Origin of the sequence: Arthrobacter sp. CAN_A214 (assembly GCF_015751955.1) — a bacterium.
Classification (GTDB): Bacteria; Actinomycetota; Actinomycetes; order Actinomycetales; family Micrococcaceae; genus Arthrobacter_D.
This window is the reverse complement of the sequence record NZ_JADOUU010000002.1, coordinates 298,075-315,578: the sequence shown is the minus strand read 5'-3', so window position 1 is coordinate 315,578 and position 17,504 is coordinate 298,075. Positions and strand designations below refer to the sequence as shown.

Annotated in this window: 15 protein-coding genes; 3 read left to right on the top strand and 12 right to left on the bottom strand. The window is 65.8% G+C overall.

From position 1 onward, the window contains the following. Nucleotides 1-45: 45 nt before the first annotated feature. The 5 genes from IWX65_RS03345 to IWX65_RS03325 all read right to left on the bottom strand — a co-directional run bounded on the left by IWX65_RS03345 (nucleotide 46) and on the right by IWX65_RS03325 (nucleotide 5,202). Nucleotides 46-447, bottom strand: a complete 402-nt coding sequence (locus IWX65_RS03345) for a cytochrome c oxidase subunit 4 (RefSeq protein WP_196881021.1) — start codon at nucleotides 445-447, stop codon at nucleotides 46-48. Nucleotides 448-450: 3 nt separating this feature from the next. Next, nucleotides 451-2,172, bottom strand: a complete 1,722-nt coding sequence (ctaD, locus tag IWX65_RS03340) for an aa3-type cytochrome oxidase subunit I (RefSeq protein WP_196881020.1) — start codon at nucleotides 2,170-2,172, stop codon at nucleotides 451-453. Further along, the gene (gene ctaC / locus IWX65_RS03335) at nucleotides 2,172-3,041 is read right to left on the bottom strand and encodes an aa3-type cytochrome oxidase subunit II (RefSeq protein WP_196881019.1); all 870 of its coding nucleotides are present in this window, start codon (nucleotides 3,039-3,041) and stop codon (nucleotides 2,172-2,174) included. Before ctaC ends, ctaD begins: the two co-directional genes overlap by 1 nt. Nucleotides 3,042-3,225: 184 nt before the next feature. Continuing rightward, a complete protein-coding gene (locus IWX65_RS03330) occupies nucleotides 3,226-3,606 on the bottom strand; it encodes a HesB/IscA family protein (RefSeq protein WP_196881018.1) in 381 nt (126 codons plus the stop codon). Nucleotides 3,607-3,777: 171 nt separating this feature from the next. Then, a complete protein-coding gene (locus tag IWX65_RS03325) occupies nucleotides 3,778-5,202 on the bottom strand; it encodes a dipeptidase (RefSeq protein ID WP_196881017.1) in 1,425 nt (474 codons plus the stop codon). Between the two features lie 95 nt (nucleotides 5,203-5,297). On the opposite strand from IWX65_RS03325, the gene IWX65_RS03320 reads away from it, so the two are divergent. Further along, on the top strand, nucleotides 5,298-5,891 hold the full coding sequence (locus IWX65_RS03320) for a DUF3043 domain-containing protein (protein ID WP_196881016.1): 594 nt from the start codon (nucleotides 5,298-5,300) through the stop codon (nucleotides 5,889-5,891). A 36-nt stretch (nucleotides 5,892-5,927) separates the two neighbouring features. Here IWX65_RS03320 and IWX65_RS03315 read toward each other — a convergent pair whose 3' ends face one another. Continuing rightward, nucleotides 5,928-6,995: a quinone-dependent dihydroorotate dehydrogenase gene (locus IWX65_RS03315; protein ID WP_196881015.1), complete on the bottom strand. Its 1,068-nt coding sequence runs from the start codon at nucleotides 6,993-6,995 to the stop codon at nucleotides 5,928-5,930. 69 nt (nucleotides 6,996-7,064) lie between these two features. On the opposite strand from IWX65_RS03315, the gene IWX65_RS03310 reads away from it, so the two are divergent. Continuing rightward, nucleotides 7,065-8,096 (top strand): alpha/beta hydrolase, encoded by a 1,032-nt coding sequence (locus IWX65_RS03310; RefSeq protein ID WP_196881014.1) that lies wholly within the window; start codon nucleotides 7,065-7,067, stop codon nucleotides 8,094-8,096. A gap of 10 nt (nucleotides 8,097-8,106) precedes the next feature. On the opposite strand, the gene IWX65_RS03305 is transcribed toward IWX65_RS03310, so the two are convergent. The 3 genes from IWX65_RS03305 to leuA form a co-directional block, all read right to left on the bottom strand. Continuing rightward, on the bottom strand, nucleotides 8,107-8,913 hold the full coding sequence (locus tag IWX65_RS03305; RefSeq protein ID WP_196881013.1) for an isoprenyl transferase: 807 nt from the start codon (nucleotides 8,911-8,913) through the stop codon (nucleotides 8,107-8,109). Beyond that, nucleotides 8,910-9,665, bottom strand: coding sequence for a DNA repair protein RecO (recO, locus tag IWX65_RS03300; protein ID WP_196881012.1), 756 nt, complete (start codon nucleotides 9,663-9,665; stop codon nucleotides 8,910-8,912). Before recO ends, IWX65_RS03305 begins: the two co-directional genes overlap by 4 nt. Before the next feature lie 75 nt (nucleotides 9,666-9,740). Continuing rightward, entirely contained in the window at nucleotides 9,741-11,498 is a 1,758-nt protein-coding gene (gene leuA, locus IWX65_RS03295; RefSeq protein ID WP_196881011.1) for a 2-isopropylmalate synthase, read from the bottom strand. Nucleotides 11,499-11,727: 229 nt separating this feature from the next. On the opposite strand from leuA, the gene IWX65_RS03290 reads away from it, so the two are divergent. Next, nucleotides 11,728-13,686 carry a M13 family metallopeptidase gene (locus IWX65_RS03290; RefSeq protein ID WP_196881010.1) on the top strand — a complete coding sequence of 653 codons (1,959 nt, stop codon included), beginning with the start codon at nucleotides 11,728-11,730 and terminating at the stop codon, nucleotides 13,684-13,686. A gap of 27 nt (nucleotides 13,687-13,713) precedes the next feature. On the opposite strand, the gene IWX65_RS03285 is transcribed toward IWX65_RS03290, so the two are convergent. From IWX65_RS03285 to IWX65_RS03275, 3 genes are read right to left on the bottom strand one after another with little or no spacing between them, the layout of a single operon-like run. After that, complete coding sequence (locus tag IWX65_RS03285; RefSeq protein ID WP_196881009.1) at nucleotides 13,714-15,258, bottom strand: LCP family protein; 1,545 nt, start codon at nucleotides 15,256-15,258, stop codon at nucleotides 13,714-13,716. Nucleotides 15,259-15,295: 37 nt separating this feature from the next. After that, nucleotides 15,296-16,225 (bottom strand): GTPase Era, encoded by a 930-nt coding sequence (gene era, locus IWX65_RS03280; protein WP_196881008.1) that lies wholly within the window; start codon nucleotides 16,223-16,225, stop codon nucleotides 15,296-15,298. Next, entirely contained in the window at nucleotides 16,212-17,501 is a 1,290-nt protein-coding gene (locus IWX65_RS03275; RefSeq protein WP_442859158.1) for a hemolysin family protein, read from the bottom strand. The genes era and IWX65_RS03275 overlap by 14 nt, the downstream gene beginning before the upstream one ends. Between the last annotated feature and the right edge of the window lie 3 nt (nucleotides 17,502-17,504).

Here is a 17,504-nt window from a genome sequence, read left to right as displayed (position 1 = left end):
TCGTCCCGGCCGGACCGGCCGTGCGAGCCGCCGCCCGGTATGCGACTAGTGGGCGTGGTCTCCGCGACTGTATTCGTACACCCAGCCGACCAGAGCGACGACCGCAAGTCCTGCCCCGATATAGAGGATCCACCAGCCGATAGCCAGGCCGAGGAAGCCTGTCGCCGAGGCGAGACCCAGGACGAGCGGCCACCAGCTCCAAGGGCTGAAGTGACCCTGCTCCCCCGATCCTTCGTGGATTTCGGCGTCGAGGCGGTCTTCGGGGCGAAGACCTACCCGTTTGCCGGTGAAACCGAGGTAGAAGCCGATCATGCCGGCGAGGCCGGCGGTGAGGAAGAGCCCCAGGAAGCCGACCGGTTCCTGCCATTCGACGAGGACACCGTAAACGGTTCCCACCAGGGCGAAAAAGGGCGCCAGATAGATGAAGAGCTTGGTTTCTACGCGCATGCCTTAGGCGTCCTTCCGGTCCGCAGCGCCCAGCGCCTGCCCAGCCGCACCGTCAGGGGTGTGGGTCTGCTGCAGTTCCGGGTGGTGGAGGTCAAGAGCTGGCCGCTCGGAGCGGATCCGGGGCAGCGAAGTGAAGTTGTGCCGTGGCGGTGGGCAGGAGGTGGCCCATTCGAGTGACGCCCCGAAGCCCCACGGGTCGTCGACTTCCACCTTCTTGCCGCTTCGCCAGGTGATGTACACATTCCAGAAGAACGGGATGAGCGATGCGCCCAGGACGAAGGAGGCGATAGTGGAGAACTGGTTCATCGCAGTGAAGCCGTCTTCCGGCAGGTAATCCGCATAGCGGCGAGGCATGCCGATGACGCCGAGCCAGTGCTGGATGAGGAACGTTCCGTGGAAGCCGAGGAACAGGAGCCAGAAATGGATCTTGCCGAGGCGCTCGTTGAGCATCTTGCCGGTGAACTTCGGCCACCAGAAGTAGAAGCCGGCGAACATCGCGAAGACCACGGTGCCGAACACCACGTAGTGGAAGTGGGCAACCACGAAGTAGGTGTCGGAAACATGGAAGTCCAGCGGCGGTGACGCGAGGATGATCCCGGTAAGCCCGCCGAAGAGGAAGGTGACGAGGAAGCCGAGGCTCCACAGCATCGGGGTTTCGAAGGTCAGGGACCCCCGCCACATGGTGCCGATCCAGTTGAAGAACTTCACCCCGGTGGGTACCGCGATCAGCATGGTCATGAAGGCGAAGAACGGCAGGAGCACCGCACCGGTGACGTACATGTGGTGCGCCCAGACCGTCACCGACAGCGCTGCGATGGCGATCGTCGCATAGACGATGCCCTTGTAGCCGAAGATCGGCTTCCTGCTGAACACCGGGAAGATCTCTGAGACGATGCCGAAGAAGGGCAGCGCGATGATGTACACCTCAGGGTGCCCGAAGAACCAGAACAGGTGCTGCCAGAGGATCGCCCCACCGTTCTCCGGATCGAAGATGTGGGCGCCGAAGCGGCGGTCGGCGCCGAGCGCGAAGAGCGCGGCGGCGAGTGGCGGGAACGCCATCAGCACGAGGATCGCCGTGACGAGGGTGTTCCAGGTGAAGATGGGCATCCGCCACATCGTCATTCCCGGAGCCCTCATGCAGATGATGGTCGTGATGAAGTTGACCGAGCCGAGGATGGTGCCGAACCCGGACAGCGCCAGGCCGAACACCCAGAGATCCCCGCCGATGCCGGGTGAGAAGGTAGTGCTCGACAGCGGGGCGTAGGCGAACCAGCCGAAGGAGGCTGCTCCCTGCGGGGTGATGAAGCCCGAGACGGCGATGGTGCTGCCGAAGAGGAAGAACCAGAAGGCCAGCGCGTTGAGCCGCGGGAAGGCGACGTCGGGCGCACCGATCTGCAGGGGCATGATGACGTTCGCGAATCCGGCGAACAGGGGTGTCGCGAACATCAGGAGCATGATGGTGCCGTGCATGGTGAACAGCTGGTTGTACTGCTCCTTCGTCTGAAGGATCTGCATGCCCGGCTCGAAGAGTTCGGCGCGGATGACCAGCGCCATGACTCCCGCGAAGCAGAAGAAGACGAACGAGGCGATGAGGTACATGTACCCGATGGTCTTGTGGTCGGTGGAAGTGATCCAGTTGACCACGATCCGGCCTTTTGACCTGGGGACCACGCGGGGAGCCGCTATCGTGCCGGCTTCCTCAAGGGTGTATTCGTAGGTTGACATCAGCTACTCCTGGCGGGGTCGAAGTCTGGATCCGCTTCCGGGTAGGAATCGCGGTCGTACTCGTCTCCGAGCTGGCCGTCTTCCAGTTGTGCCATCTGGCGATCGAACTCCTCCTGGGACACGACTGCCACATTGAAGAGCATCTCGGAGTGGTACTGGCCGCAGAGCTCGGCACATTTGCCGTCGAACGTTCCCTCCCGGGTGGGAGTGAGGTTGATGTAGTTCGTGCGCCCGGGATAGAGGTCACGCTTCTGGAGGAAAGCCGGAACCCAGAAGGAGTGCTGCACGTCGCGCGCATTCAGCTGGAGTTCGACCGACCGGTTGACCGGCAGGTAGAGCGTGGGAAGGGTTTCCGGAACGCCCGGCTCTCCCGTGAGATTCGCCTGGACCCCTACGGAGTACTTGTCCTCGTTGACGTAGTTGAAGTCCCAGGACCACTGCTTGCCGCGGACATCGACGATGACGTCCGGCTCTGCGACCCTCGCGTCGATCGCGCTCTGCTCACGCTCGGTGAAGTAGAAGAACACGAGGACCATGAAGAGCGGAATGGTCAGGTAGAAGACCTCGAGAGGCAGGTTGTAGCTCAACTGCCGGGGAAAGCCCGTGTCGTTGCGGCGGCGGCGGTATGCCACCATGCACCAGATGATCAGGCCCCACGTGATGATGCCGACCACAAGGGCCGCGATCCACGAGTTGACCCATAGGTCCATGATGATTCCCGTGTGGTTGGTGTTGTCGCGCTCGGCGGGCAACCAGCCCTTTTGGGCTTCAACTGAACAACCGGACAATAGCAGTGCGCCGCCCAGCGAGATGCTGGAGATCTTCGCGATCCTGGCTTTCCTGCTGCCGGTTCGGTCCTGCGAACTCACAGACGGACCTTCCTTCTCTACGCGTGTTGCCACCCGCAGTCTGCTGCAGTCCGGGGTGCACATCCAGTTTTACTACTCACTGTAGAGCTTACCCTCAGTCGGGGCCATCCTGTGACAAGCAAAAGGGCCGTCCCGCACCGGGAACGGTGCTTTGGAACGGCCCTCGAGACGTGCTAAAGGAGTGCTAGTGGAAGGAATCTCCGCAGGCGCAGGATCCGCCGGCGTTGGGGTTGTCGATAGTGAAGCCCTGCTTGGAAATGGTGTCCTCGAAGTCGATCGAGGCGCCCGACAGGTAAGGGACGCTCATCTTGTCGACGATGACCTCGACGCCGTCGAAATCCTTGACCGCATCGCCGTCGAGCACGCGCTCATCGAAATACAACTGATAGATCAGGCCCGAGCAGCCGCCGGGCTGGACAGCGACGCGGAGGCGCAGGTCGGTGCGGCCCTCCTGCTCGAGAAGGCTGCGGACCTTCCCTGCGGCGACGTCGGAAAGCTTGACCTCGTGCTCGGCAAGGTTTGCCTCTGCCTGCTCGGTGCCGGTTTCGGTGGTGGAAGTGCTCATTGTGTCTCTCCTAGCTCGGATCCGTTGCTGAAACGACCGCGTCGGTTCCGTCCACGGTGTCGAAGTGCGCGGGTTGGTCCAATGGTACGCCGGTCCTGCCAAGCGGCACGGCAACCATTACAACGCACGGAGCGCCCATTTCATTTCCTCGGGCGGCTCACGGGCGGCGAATCACGCGCTGCGCAGACCGCCGTCGTTGATGCGGGCCAGCAGGAGTGCCTCGGCGAGGACCGCCTTGCGGAACTCGTCGAGGTGCAGCGACTCGTTGGCACTGTGTGCCCGGGAGTCCGGGTCCTCGACGCCGGTGATCAGGATCTGGGCCGCCGGGAACAGTTCGGTCAGGTCGGCGATGAAGGGAATGGAGCCTCCCATGCCGGCCTCGACGGCGGCAACGCCCCATGCCTCTTCGAGTGAGGCGAGGGCAAGCTGCGAGGCCGGTTCCGACGTGTCGGTCGAGAACGGGCTGCCTGTCTCCCCCGCCGTGAACAGGACACGGGCGCCGAAGGGTGCGTTGGCCTCTACATGGGCCTGCACCGCACGCATCGCCTCCTCCGGGTCCTGGCCGGGGGCGAGACGGAGACTGAACTTCGCCTTCGCCCGGGGAAGGAGGGTGTTCGAGGAGAGCGCCACACTGGGAATGTCCATCCCGATGATGGACAGCGCCGGCTTGTGCCACAGCCGGGACGCGATCGATCCCGTGCCGGCGAGGCGGACGCCGTCGAGCACCGAAGCATCAGCCCGGTAGTCCCGTTCGTCGTAGTCGACCGACGCGGAGTCGCCGCCGACGAGTCCCGGGATGCAGACGTCCCCGGCGTCGTCGTGGAACGTGGAGATCAGGCGCGCCAACAGGGTCGGCGCGTCAAGCACCGGGCCCCCGAACATGCCCGAGTGCACCGCGTGGTCGAGTACCTGCACCTCGACGGTGCCGTCCACCAGTCCGCGCAGGCTGGTGGTGAGGGCAGGCACACCCACCTTCCAGTTGCTCGAGTCGGCCACCACGATGACGTCGGCGGTGAGGAGGTCGCGGTGCGTCTCGAGGAACTTCCGGAAGGTGGGTGATCCGGCCTCCTCCTCGCCCTCGATGAAGAGGGTGACGCCCACCCCGAAACCGGTCCCGAGGACTTCGGTGAGCGACCGCAGCGCTCCGACATGCGCCAGAATCCCCGCTTTGTCGTCGGCTGCACCCCTTCCGTACAGGCGGCCGTTCCGCTCGACTGCCGTGAACGGTTCGCTCTCCCACAGATCCGGGTCCCCCGGCGGCTGGACATCATGGTGGGCGTAGAGAAGCACGGTCGGCTGGCCTTCCGCCGCGGGTCGGCGGGCGACGACGGCAGGACCGCCGGGGACGCCGTCGTTGTCCACGCGGAGGATGGAGACCTCGTCGATGCCGGCATCGCGGATGAGCTGCGCAACGGCTTCGGCGCTGCGGTCCAGCTCGTTCGGGTCGAAAGCCTCCCAGGCGATGCCCCGGATATTTACCAGGGAGGTCAGCTGCTCGACGATCCGGGGGAAATCGGCGTCGACGCTGGCGCTGAGTGCCTGCGCGCTCGGATGGGTGCGGTCGGCCGTCGGAGCGGCCTGTTCGAAGGAGTTCATGGCATCGACCCTACACACGCCGAGGCCCGGATCAGCGGACCGGCCGCACCGTACGGGTGGAATGGTGGTGCCGGGGCGGCGGGTATCCTGAGAGTGTGTTTGGACGAAAGAAAGACGCCCCAGCGGCTCAGGAAGTTATCGACAGTACCCGCCCCGAGGCGAGAGGGAGCACACGCGTTTCCGGCAAGGGAGCACCCACTCCCAAACGGAGCGTTCAGGAAGCCGCGCGGAAGCGGCCCCTGGTTCCTCATGACCGCAAGGCGGCGCGCGAGCAGGGCAAATCCGCTGCGCGCGATGATCGTGCGCGGATGCGGCAGGCGCTGGACACCGACGACGAGCGTTACCTCCCACTGCGGGACAAGGGCCCCAACCGGCGCTATATCCGCCAGTTCGTCGACGCCCGCTGGAACATCGGAGAGTTCCTGATGATCGCGGCGCTGGTGTTCGTGGTCCTCAGCTTCTTCCAGTCACTCGCAGTGCAGAGCGCCGTCCTTTTCGCTTTCTGGGTGCTGATCATGGCCGTGATCCTCGACTGCGTCCTCCTCCGGCGCAAGCTCAAGGCCAAGCTCACCGCCAAGTTCGGCGGTCCGCTGTCCGGCGACCTCTGGTACGGCATCACGCGTGCACTGCAGCTGCGACGCCTGCGCCTGCCCAAGCCGCAGGTGAAGCGTGGAGCCTACCCCTCCTGATACGGAGGTGATTGCGCCGCCGTGCTTCGATGACCCTCAGCGGAGGCGCTTGGCCAGGCTGCGGTTGATGCGGGCGGCCCAGAACGGACCCTCGTAGAGGAACGCCGTATACCCCTGCACCAGGGTGGCACCGGCAGCCAGCCGGGCCGCGACGTCGTCGGCGTCCTCGACCCCGCCCACCGACACGATCGCGAGGTTCTCGCCCACTGCTGCCCGTAGCCTCTTGAGGACTTCCATCGAGCGGGCCTTCAGCGGAGCGCCGCTCAAGCCGCCGACGCCGAGCGCGATGACCGCGTCGGGATCCGTGCGGAGACCGGACCTGGTAATGGTGGTGTTGGTGGCCACGATGCCATCGAGGCCGAGCTTCAGCGCCAGCGCGGCGACGTCGTCGATGTCCTGGTCCGTCAGGTCCGGCGCGATCTTCACCAGCAACGGGACGGAACGACCCGCCGCGCCGTCCGCGGTCTCCCGCACAGCGGTGAGCAGCGGTTCGAGCGACGCAACGTTCTGGAGCAGGCGGAGGCCCGGGGTGTTCGGCGAACTGACGTTCACCACGAGGTAGTCGGCAGCGGGTGCAAGTTCCCGCGCGCTGGTCAGGTAATCCGCAGTCGCCCGGCGGAGGTCCACGTTCTTCGTCTTGCCGATGTTCACGCCCACGATGGGCCGGTTCACACCGTAGCGCTGCTCGAGCCGCGTCCGTGCCGACACCAGGCGGGGCGCCACGGCGGCGGCGCCGTCGTTGTTGAAGCCCATCCGATTCAGGACGGCGCGGTCCTCGACGAGCCGGAACAGGCGGGGGCGCGGGTTGCCGGGCTGCGCGGCCCCCGTGATCGTCCCGATTTCGACATGGCCGAACCCGAGCGCCGTCAGCGACAGGATCCCCCGCCCTGCCTTGTCGAAGCCTGCCGCCAGGCCGAACGGGGACGGGAACTCGAGACCGAACGCAGATGTCCTGAGGTTGGGGTGCGGCGCGCAGAAGCGGCGCAGCGCCCATCCCGCAGGCGTCCGGTCAACGGTCCGGATCAGCGTTGCACCGAGAGTGTGTGCGCGCTCCGCGTCCATGCCGGCGAAGGCAAGGCGGAAGAACGCTGGGTAGATACGCATGCTAATAAAGTCCCACGTTTGGCGGCGCTCGAACAACTTCGGCATTGGACGGGCGTTATCCTCGGGAGAATGAGCTTGCTGTGGGAGCCGGACTATTTGGGCCCTGATTACCGGATGGCCGAGCTCGGGCTTCCACCCGACGACGAAGGACCCTGCACCGCAACCCTCGTTGCCCATGAGCCGCAGGAGGGACTCCCCCCGGCATCCGTTCCTGACGGCGGATCCCGCACCGTTCGCGCCGTCCTGTACGTGCACGGCTGGAGTGACTATTTCTTCCAGAAAGCGACGGCGGAGTTCTTCACAGCCCGCGGCGTGGCATTTTTCGCGTTGGACCTCCGGAAGTTCGGCAGGAGCCTTCGACCCTGGCAGACCCCTGGCTTCACCACGGACCTCGCTGAATACGACGCCGACATCAGCGCCGCGGTCGACGCCCTCACCGACACACTCCGACACCGCAACGGAGCGGACGCCGTCGTCCTCCTCAGCGTGATGGCTCACTCGGCCGGAGCCCTGACCGCCGCTCTCTGGGCCGCACGGAACCCCGGCACCGCCCATTCCCTCGTCCTCAACGGCCCCTGGCTGGACACCCAGGGCAGTGCACTGTTGCGTTCCGCGACGCAGGGCCTGCTGGAAACGGTCAGCCGCTTCCGCCCGAAAGCCCGGCTCCGCGTTCCCGAGCTCGGCTTCTACTGGCGGAGCATCAGCCGGAGCGCCGAGGGCGAGTGGGATCTGGAACCCTTTTGGCGGCCCGAGACGGGGTTCCCGTTGCGGGCCGGTTGGCTGGCCGCGATCCTCTCGGGTCAAGCCGAGGTGGCCCGCGGCCTCTCGTTGCCCATGCCGGTGCTCGTGCTGGCCTCTTCTTCCTCGACCATCGGCACCACCTGGAACGACGCGATGCTCGAGTCCGACAGTGTCCTGGACGTCTCGGTAATGGTGCGTCGCGCCGTCGAACTGGGGTCCTGCGTGACCGTGTGCCGTTTCGACGGCGCACTGCATGACGTCCTGCTCTCCCGCCCGCCGGTCCGGTCCCGGGCATACCTGCAGCTGGGCCGCTGGCTCGACGCCTATGGCTTCCGGGACGGGGAGGAACCCGGCTCCTGACAACTGCTCCCTACGCCGGGCCGGTACCTGACGCGGCGCGGTCCACGGCCCCGCCGTACCGCCGGTCGCGCGCCGCATATTCCTCGATGGCGCGCCACAGGGTCCGGCGGTCCACGTCAGGCCACAGGGTGTTCATGAAGACCATCTCGGCATAGGCGGACTGCCACAGGAGGAAGTTCGACAGTCGCTGTTCCCCGGAGGTCCGCAGGAACAGGTCCACGTCCGGCAGGTCGGGCTCGTCGAGGAAGCGCTGAATGGTCTTCTCGCTCACCGTCGACGCCCGCAGCTTCCCGGCCGCTACCTGTTCGGCGATCGCCTTCGCCGCGTCGGCGATCTCGGCACGCCCGCCGTAGTTCACGCACATGTTCAGTGTGCACGTGGCGTTTCCCCGCGTGTATCGCTCGGCTTCCTCGAGTTCGTTGATGACCGACTGCCACAGCCGGGGCCTCCGTCCCGACCAGCGGATCTCCACGCCCCACTCATTGAGCTGGTTCCGCTGCCGCCGCAGCACGTCCCTGCTGAAGCCCATGAGGAACCGCACCTCGTCGGGCGAGCGCTTCCAGTTCTCCGTCGAGAAGGCATACACCGACACATGACGGACGCCGATCTCGATCGCTCCCGCCATGACGTCGAGCAGGGCCGCTTCGCCCGCCCGGTGACCCTCCGTCCGTGGAAGCCCGCGCTCGTTCGCCCAGCGCCCATTGCCGTCCATGACGATCGCCACGTGCTGCGGAACGAACTGCGGAGGGATCGGCGGGGCTTTCTCACCGCTGGGGTGCGGTTCCGGTGGTCGAGGCGGCAGTGCCGGGTTCTTCATACACGCTCCACATGCTTGAGGGATTTGACGACGCGTTCGAGGTGCCACTGCAGGTAACCCGCCACGAGTCCCGCAGCCTCCCGTCGTGCCTGGTTGTCCGAAGCATCGGCGGCGTCCCAGTCCCCCGTCAGCAGCGCTGCGAGCAGTGCCATGGTGGAGCCCGACGGCGACGCCGCGCCCGGCGGGCGGCAGTTCGCGCACACCGCACCGCCGAGAGCCGCCGAGAAGGCATCGTGCGGCCCCGGCGAGCCGCACCGGGCGCAGTCGGTGAAGCTCGGTGCCCACCCGGCGATGGAGAGCGCCCGCAGCAGGTACGAGTCGAGGATCAGTTCTGCCGGGTGGAGCCCCCTGCTCAGCGCCGAGAACGCACCGGCCACCAGGGCATAGTGTGCACCTGATCCTTCACTGCCGATGTCCGTGAGCCGTTCGGCCGTCTCGGCGATGGCAGTGGCGGCGGTATAGCGGCCGTAGTCGGCCGCTATACCGTGCCCGTAGGCTCCCTTGGTCTGCGCCTGGGTGACGACGTCGAGGTTGCGCCCTGACGCGAGCTGCAGGTCCACGGCCATGAACGGCTCGAGGCGTGAGCCGAATTTGCTGCTCGTCCTGCGGACGCCCTTGGCTACAGCCCGGACCTGCCCGTGCTCGCGGGTCAGCAGGACGATGATCCGGTCCGCCTCACCGAGCTTGTAGGTCCGCAGGACCACTCCCTCGGAGCGGTAGGTCCGGGATGCTGATGCTGATGCTCTTGACACTCCCCCAGTCTCCCACCTCGTTCCTACCTCGTTCCCACCGGGAGCCCTGGGGCAGGATCTGGCACTCCAGCAGGGTCAGTCGCTGTCCCGGATGGCGCGGTTGACGGCGGACACGACGGCCTTGAGTGCTGCCATGGTGGTGTTGGCATCGATTCCGATACCCCAAAGGACCCGTTCGCCGACGGCGCACTCGACGTAGGCGGCTGCCCTCGCGTTCCCTCCGGAGGACAGCGCATGCTCCGTATAGTCGAGCACGCGCACGTCCACCCCGTCCTGGCCGAGGATCTCCAGCAGGGCCGCGATCGGACCGCTCCCCTGTGATGACCGCCGCTGCTGCACGCCGTCCACCACAAGGGTCGCGGTGAGCTTGAACTGGCCGTCCTCGGCTGTGTCGGTGTTCACCGAGGTGAGGGCGTAGTGGCCCCACTGCCCGGCGCTGCCTGCGCCCGGCTCCCCGGCTGCGCGCGTCGGCAGGTACTCGTCCTGGAAAGCGGCCCACAGCTGGGGTCCGCTGATCTCGCCGCCCACGGTCTCGGTGCGGCGTTGGATGACCCCGGAAAATTCGATCTGTGCGCGCCGTGGCAGGTCGAGGCTGTGTTCGTTCTTGAGGAGGTATGCCACGCCGCCCTTGCCCGACTGCGAGTTGACCCGGATGACTGCCTCATAGCTGCGGCCGATGTCCTTGGGGTCGATCGGCAGGTAGGGGACGCCCCAGGGAATGTCATTGACAGTGGCACCGGCGGCTGCGGCGTCGCGCTCCATGCTGTCGAAGCCCTTTTTGATGGCGTCCTGGTGGGAGCCGGAGAAGGCAGTGAACACGAGGTCACCGCCGTACGGGGAGCGCTCGGGCACCGCCAGCTGGTTGCAGTATTCGGCGGTGCGGCGGATGGCATCCATGTCGGAGAAGTCGATCTGCGGGTCGATGCCCTGGCTGTAGAGATTCATCCCGAGGGTCACGAGATCGACGTTGCCCGTCCGCTCGCCGTTCCCGAAGAGGCATCCCTCGATGCGGTCCGCTCCCGCCAGATAGCCCAGTTCCGCCGCGGCAACGCCCGTTCCGCGGTCATTGTGCGGGTGGAGGGACACGATGATGTTGTCGCGGTTCTCCAGGTTCCGGCACATCCATTCGATGGAATCGGCGTAGACGTTGGGGGTAGCCATCTCCACGGTGGCCGGCAGGTTGAGGATCATCTGGCGGTCCGCTGACGCTTCGAAGACCGTTGCCACCTCGTTGCTGATGCGTGCTGCAAAATCGAGTTCGGTGCCGGTGAAGGACTCCGGTGAGTACTCGTACGTGACGTGGGTGTTGCCGAGGCTCTCCTCGAACTTGCGGCAGAGCCTCGCGCCCTGCAGCGCGATATCGATGATGCCGTCGCGGTCCTGGTTGAAGACGACCCTGCGCTGGAGCACGGAGGTGGAATTGTAGAGGTGCACGATCGCACGGTCCGCGCCCTCAAGGGATTCGTAGGTGCGCTCGATCAGGTGCTCACGGGCCTGCGTGAGGACCTGGATGGTGACGTCGTCGGGGATGCGGTCACCCTCGATGAGCTGCCGGACGAAGTCGAAATCGGTCTGTGACGCCGACGGGAAGCCCACCTCGATCTCCTTGTAGCCCATGCCGACCAGGAGGTCGAACATCCGATGCTTGCGCTCGGGGCTCATGGGGTCGATCAGCGCCTGGTTTCCGTCCCGGAGGTCCACCGCGCACCAGCGCGGCGCCTTGGTGATCAGCTTGTCCGGCCAGGTGCGGTCCGGGAGTTCAACGGTGATCTGATCCTGGAACGGCGTGTATTTGGAGAACGGCATTCCGGAGGTTTTTTGTGCGTTTCGCATGGGGGCTGGCCTTATCTCTTGAACCTACTAAGCGCTGGCGGCCGGGCAACACGGACTCCGCAGCGAGGTGTGGCCAGCAGCTGAAACAAGCTCGGGGGCTTAGGAAACCTCGCCGCGGCAGATAAGAAGGGTCAGCTCTGCGCGCATTTTTCCACGATAGCACGCCACCTAGAATGGGCTTTTGGCGCAGTGCCGGCAGAACCGATGGGGAATTGACGAAGGAGCACCAATGGTAGAGACCAGGAACTATGCGAACGCCGTGGAAACCGGCGTCCGCCCGCAGGACGACCTTTTCCGTTCGGTGAACCACGAGTGGCTGGAAGTCACCGACATTCCGGAGGACCGGTCACAGGAGGGCTCCTTCACGGCCCTGCGTGACGCTTCGGAGCTCGCCGTGCGCAGCATCATCGAGTCCGTCGCTCCCAGCGACAGTGCAGGTGACAGTACAGGCGACAGCACGAAGATCGGGACGCTCTACGCGGATTTCCTGGATACCGCGCGCATCGCCGAGCAGGGCCTTGCCCCCGTCGAAGGCATGCTCACCCGCATCGACAGCGTGTCGGATACGGAGGGACTGATCCGCCTGAGTGCCGAGTTCACGCGGTCCGGCATCCAGGGAGTCTGCGCGCCGTATGTCAGCAACGACGCCGGTAATCCCGACCGGTACCTGCTGCACGTGTACCAGTCGGGGCTCGGCATGCCCGACGAGTCCTATTACCGGGAGCCGCAGTTCGTCGGAACCCGCGAAAAATACCGCTCCCTGCTCGAGGAGCTCTTCGAACTGGCCGGCTATGCCGGGGCTCGCCAGGCCGCAGCACGCGTACTCGAGTTGGAGACGGTACTTGCAGCGTTCCACATGAGCACGGTGGACCGCCGGGACCCGCAGAAAACCTACAATCCGACCACCCTGGAGGGTGCGGCCGGGCTGGCCTCCTTCACGGACGCGTGGCTGTCGGTGATCACTGACGATGCCTCCCAGGCAGCAGAGCTGGTGGTGTCGCAGCCGGACTACCTGGTCGGCGTCGAGGGCGCGCTGTCGACGGTGCCGTTGCCTGCCTGGAAGGACTGGCTTGCGAGCCGCGTCCTTCTCTCCGCGGCGGACTACCTCGACGAGCCGTTCGTCGATGTCGTTTTCGCCTTCTACGGAACGCACCTCGCCGGCACCCCCCGGCTCAAGGAGCGCTGGAAGCGGGGTGTCGCACTGGTGGAAGGGTCGCTCGGAGAAGCGGTCGGCAGGGAGTACGTGGCACGGCACTTTCCGGAGAGCCACAAGCAGCAGATGCTCGAGCTGGTGGCGAACCTCATCGAAGCCTACTCGAGGAGCATCTCGTCCCTGGCCTGGATGAGTGAGGAGACCCGAGACAAGGCGCTGCTGAAGCTTTCCCAGTTCACCACGAAGATCGGTTACCCGGACGAGTGGATCGACTATGCACGGCTGGACATCAGGGCGGGCGACCTGTTCGGCAACGTCTGCCGCGCGAGCGAGTTCGAACACCGGCGCCAGCTGGGCAAGCTCGGCGGACCGATCGACCGCGGGGCCTGGTTGATGACCCCCCAGACGGTCAATGCGTACTACATGCCCACCATGAATGAGATCGTTTTCCCGGCAGCCATCCTCCAGCCGCCGTTCTTCGATGCCGGTGCTGATCCGGCGGTGAACTACGGCGCCATCGGCGCCGTCATCGGGCATGAGATCGGGCACGGCTTCGACGACAAGGGGTCCCAGTTCGACGGCCGCGGCGCGCTGGCCAACTGGTGGTCGGACAAGGACCGGTCGGCCTTCGACGCCCTCACGTCACAGCTCGTCGACCAGTACGCCGTCCTGGCGCCCGTGGAGGCGCCCACCCAGACTGTGAACGGCGAACTGACCCTGGGGGAGAATATCGGCGATCTCGGTGGTCTCAGCATCAGCTACCTGGCCTATCTCATCAGTCTCGACGGCGCCGAAGCACCGGTCCTTGACGGACTGACGGGCGCACAGAGGTTCTTCTCCTCGTGGGCTCGCTGCTGGCGCCAGAAGATTCGCCCTGAAGAGGCGGCACGCCGCATCACGGTCGACCCGCACTCACCGAACGAGTTCCGGTGCAATCAGGTGGTGCGGAATCTCGACGAGTTCCACGAGGCGTTCGCAACCACCCCGGGGGACGGCCTCTGGCTGGAACCGGACCAGCGCGTCCGTATCTGGTGACGGTTCGGTTCGGTAACCTCGGCTGCGCTAGAACCCCGATGCCTGCTGGCACACCTCTTCCTCGGCGGTCTGTCCTTGCAGCTGGCCACCCAGCGGATCGGGTTTGACGGTGACACCTGTCAGGAAGTCGGCTCCCACCAGCACTTCGACGCCGACGGCCGAGGGACTGGGGATCAGCTGGGCAGCATCGATCCCGAACAGGGCCGCGATCTCCGCTGCTGCGGCGTCGTAGCCGGCGCCGAAGTACACCTGGGTGACCGGCGCTCCAATCGATTCCAGTGTCTGGGCTGATTCATAGCCCTCCGCCACCAGCATCGCCTGCACCCGGGTCGCGCGTGCTGCGGATCCGGTACCGTTCACCACGGTGACCGGAACGGCGGCGGCGTCGATGGCGGGGCGTGCGGGAGCCGGCGCCTCGGTCTCGTCCGAACCGGAGTCCCCGGAGGGCGCCGGCGACGGTGAGGGGGACGGCTCGGTGAGGCTGCGGTCCTCGCGCATCGCGGCGAACAACGGCTCGGCCGCTTCCTCATCCAGGACCAGCCGGTTGGGATCCAGTTCCCAGGGCATGGTCGGTACAGTCACGAAGGCCATGTTGCCAAGGTCCACGTCCTTGACCCGGTCGGCCAGCTTCAGGAGGGCCGTCACCTGGGACAGGCCGTCATCGACCGTCAAATTGCGCGTGATCGTCTCGGCGATGGAGTAGAGCCGGGGAAGATTGCTCAGGGTTTCCTCGGCCTGGACCTTCCGCGCCATCGAGGCGAGAAAGGCCTGCTGTGCCTTGATTCTTCCGGCATCGCCGCCGTCGCCGAAAGCATGGCGCGTCCTCAGGAACGCCAGGGCCTGCTCGCCCTCCACCTCGCTGGTTCCCGCGGGTAGGCTCAGCCCCGAGTACTCGTCCTCCACGGGCTCGGTGACACAGACCTCGACGCCGCCGAGGGTTTCCGAGAGTTCCTTCACGGCGTCGAAGTCGGCCATCATGAAGTGGTCGATGCTCAGGCCTGTCAGGCTGTTGATTGCTGCAACAGTACAGCCCGGTCCGCCGGAGGCAAGGGCACCGTTGAGCTGGCCGAGGTCCATGGCCGTCGAGCGTTCTCCGCCGGCCGGCGGAAGGCAACTGGGCAGGGGAACCAGAAGGTCCCGCGGAAAACTGAGGACCGTCACGTCCTCGCGGTCCGCGGAGAGGTTCATCAGCATCATCACATCGGAGTTTCCGCCTCCCGGGGGAAGGGTTTCTCCCCCCGCGGTCTTGCCGCCGGGGCGGGTGCGGGTGTCGGTGCCGAGGATCAGGATCTGCACCGGGTCGGTGTTCAGGTCCACCGGCAGCGCCGATTCCTGGCCCGACCCCAGGTTGAGGGGCTGCGTGTCGACGTTCGCCTGGAGACGGAACAGCTGGATGGCGACGAATCCGACGAGCGCAACCAGCACGGCGGCGAGCGTGAACGCGACCATCACCAGGCCGCGCCCGGCACGCGTTCTTCCCAGGTGGCGGCCGCCCGGGATCCCTACGACATCCCGGTCGCCGGAGTCGGGAACGGAAGCACCGGCGGGCCGGATCGAACGTCGGTTGCTCATGAATGGCCTCTTCCACATGGGTAGGGCTCTGCCAGCGTCAGAACCCCAGACGAACGAGCTGCTTCGGGTCGCGCTGCCAGTCCTTGGCAATCTTCACATGAAGGTCGAGGTAAACGCGGGTACCGAGCAGTGCTTCTATTCCGCGCCGGGCATTGGTCCCCACCTCGCGGAGCCGTGCACCACCCTTGCCGATGATGATCGCCTTCTGGGAGGACCGCTCCACATAGAGGTTCACATAGACAGTGAGCATCGGGTCGTCGTCCGGGCGGCCTTCCCGTTGCACCATCTCCTCGACCACCACCGCCAGGGAGTGCGGAAGCTCGTCACGGACGCCTTCGAGGGCGGCCTCGCGCACCAGCTCCGCCACCATGACCGCTTCGGGTTCATCGGTCAGTTCGCCGCCCGGGTACAGTACGGGCGAAAGCGGCATCTGCCTGCTGAACACCTCTCCCACGGTCTCCACCTGGAATCCGTCCGCTGCCGACACCGGCACGATATCCGTCCAGCCGTCCGCTCCGAGGACATCGGTTCCCAGTTTGGCCACGGCGAGGAGCTGTTCCGTCAGCGCCTGCCGGTCCACGAGGTCGGTCTTGGTGACGACGGCGATAAGTGGCTTGCGCCTGAGCCGCCCCAGCTGCTCCGAGATGAACCGGTCACCCGGACCGATCTTCTCATTCGCCGGCAGGCAGAAGCCCACGGCGTCGACTTCGGAGAGCGTGTCCGCGACCAGGTCGTTGAGCCGCTGGCCCAGGAGCGTGCGCGGACGGTGGAGGCCCGGCGTATCCACGAGGACAACCTGGGAGTCCTCCCGGTTGACGATCCCACGGATCGTGTGGCGGGTCGTCTGAGGTTTGGCCGAAGTGATGGCGACCTTCTGCCCCACCAGGGCATTGGTCAGGGTGGACTTGCCCGCATTCGGCCTGCCCACCAGGGACACGAACCCGGCCCTGTGATTATCGCCACTCATGTTCTGCCGCCATTTCCTTCTCGTTGGTGTGCTGGTCCGGGAAATCCTGCTCCCGCAGGAAGACGATGATGTGTGACACCCGGTTCCGGCGGCCCTCAAGCCGCTCGGCGCGCAGGCCTATACCATCAATTGTCACCTCACTGCCGACAATCGGCACCCTCCCGAGGGTCTTCGCCAACAGGCCACCTACGGTGTCGACTTCCTCGTCCTCGAGGTCGATGCCGAACAGTTCACCCAGATCGTCGATCGCCATGCGGGCGCTCACCCGGTAGGTGCCGTCGTCGAGCTGTTCCTGCTCCGGAACCTCGGAATCGTACTCGTCGACGATCTCGCCGACAATCTCCTCGATGAGGTCCTCCAGCGTCACCAAACCGGCCGTTCCGCCGTACTCGTCGATGACGATCGCCACATGCGTCGATTCGCGCTGGAGCTCCTGGAGGAAGTCCCCGACCGGTTTCGACTCCGGAACGTAGCGCACCTCGCGGCATACCGGATCCACCGATCGGCTCTGGCTCTGCGGCGGACGTCCATGCAGCTCAGCAACCACATCCTTGAGGTACAGGATGCCCAGGATGTCGTCGGAGCTCTCTCCGATGACTGGAACGCGCGAGTAGCCGGAACGCAGGAACAGCGACAACGCCTGATGCAGGGTCGAACCGGATTCGAGAGTGACCATGTCGGTTCGCGGAACCATGACGGCGCGCACCTTGGTGTCGCCGAGTTCGAAGACGGAGTGGATCAGTTCGGCCTCGTTGTCCTCGATCATCTCCGCGTCGCTTGCACGGGACAGCAACTCCCGGAACTCCTCCTGCGTGAAGAACGCGGCTTCATCGAGCGACGCCCCCGGCGTCACCGTGCTGCCGATGCGCACGAGCCACTGTGGAACGGGACCGAGCAGCGTGCACAGCAGTGAGACGAAACCCGCGGTGAACTGCACGACGGCGGACGCGTGGGCGCGGCCCAGCTGGCGGGGTGAGACCCCGACGAGGACGAAACCGATGCCTGCCATCACTGCGGTCGCCAGGAGCCCGGCGAGCCATACGTTGTCGAGCACGTCGTGGAACAGGATGGCGACGGCAACAGCTCCCGCCATCTCGAACCACACCCGCCAGAAACGGAGCGCATGCATGTGGGCAACCGGCGATTCGAGGATCCGGCGGAGCGACGCCCCTTTCGCGGACTGCAGCAGGGCTTCGCCGTCCTGCCGTGGGAGGTAGCTGAACGCCGCCTCCGCTGCGGTGACGAGGGCCGCGATGAGGATGAAGGACAGGCCCATGAG

Bases quoted from the DNA above. Each gene is read 5' to 3' on its own strand.
- IWX65_RS03330 (WP_196881018.1), bottom strand. From the start codon at position 3,606: ATGAGCACTTCCACCACCGAAACCGGCACCGAGCAGGCAGAGGCAAAC.
- IWX65_RS03315 (WP_196881015.1), bottom strand. From the start codon at position 6,995: ATGCGTATCTACCCAGCGTTCTTCCGCCTTGCCTTCGCCGGCATGGAC.
- ctaD (WP_196881020.1), bottom strand. From the start codon at position 2,172: ATGTCAACCTACGAATACACCCTTGAGGAAGCCGGCACGATAGCGGCT.
- IWX65_RS03275 (WP_442859158.1), bottom strand. From the start codon at position 17,501: ATGGGCCTGTCCTTCATCCTCATCGCGGCCCTCGTCACCGCAGCGGAG.
- IWX65_RS03285 (WP_196881009.1), bottom strand. From the start codon at position 15,258: ATGAGCAACCGACGTTCGATCCGGCCCGCCGGTGCTTCCGTTCCCGAC.
- IWX65_RS03305 (WP_196881013.1), bottom strand. From the start codon at position 8,913: ATGAAGAACCCGGCACTGCCGCCTCGACCACCGGAACCGCACCCCAGC.
- IWX65_RS03310 (WP_196881014.1), top strand. From the start codon at position 7,065: ATGAGCTTGCTGTGGGAGCCGGACTATTTGGGCCCTGATTACCGGATG.
- IWX65_RS03345 (WP_196881021.1), bottom strand. From the start codon at position 447: ATGCGCGTAGAAACCAAGCTCTTCATCTATCTGGCGCCCTTTTTCGCC.
- IWX65_RS03325 (WP_196881017.1), bottom strand. From the start codon at position 5,202: ATGAACTCCTTCGAACAGGCCGCTCCGACGGCCGACCGCACCCATCCG.
- IWX65_RS03290 (WP_196881010.1), top strand. From the start codon at position 11,728: ATGGTAGAGACCAGGAACTATGCGAACGCCGTGGAAACCGGCGTCCGC.
- leuA (WP_196881011.1), bottom strand. From the start codon at position 11,498: ATGCGAAACGCACAAAAAACCTCCGGAATGCCGTTCTCCAAATACACG.
- era (WP_196881008.1), bottom strand. From the start codon at position 16,225: ATGAGTGGCGATAATCACAGGGCCGGGTTCGTGTCCCTGGTGGGCAGG.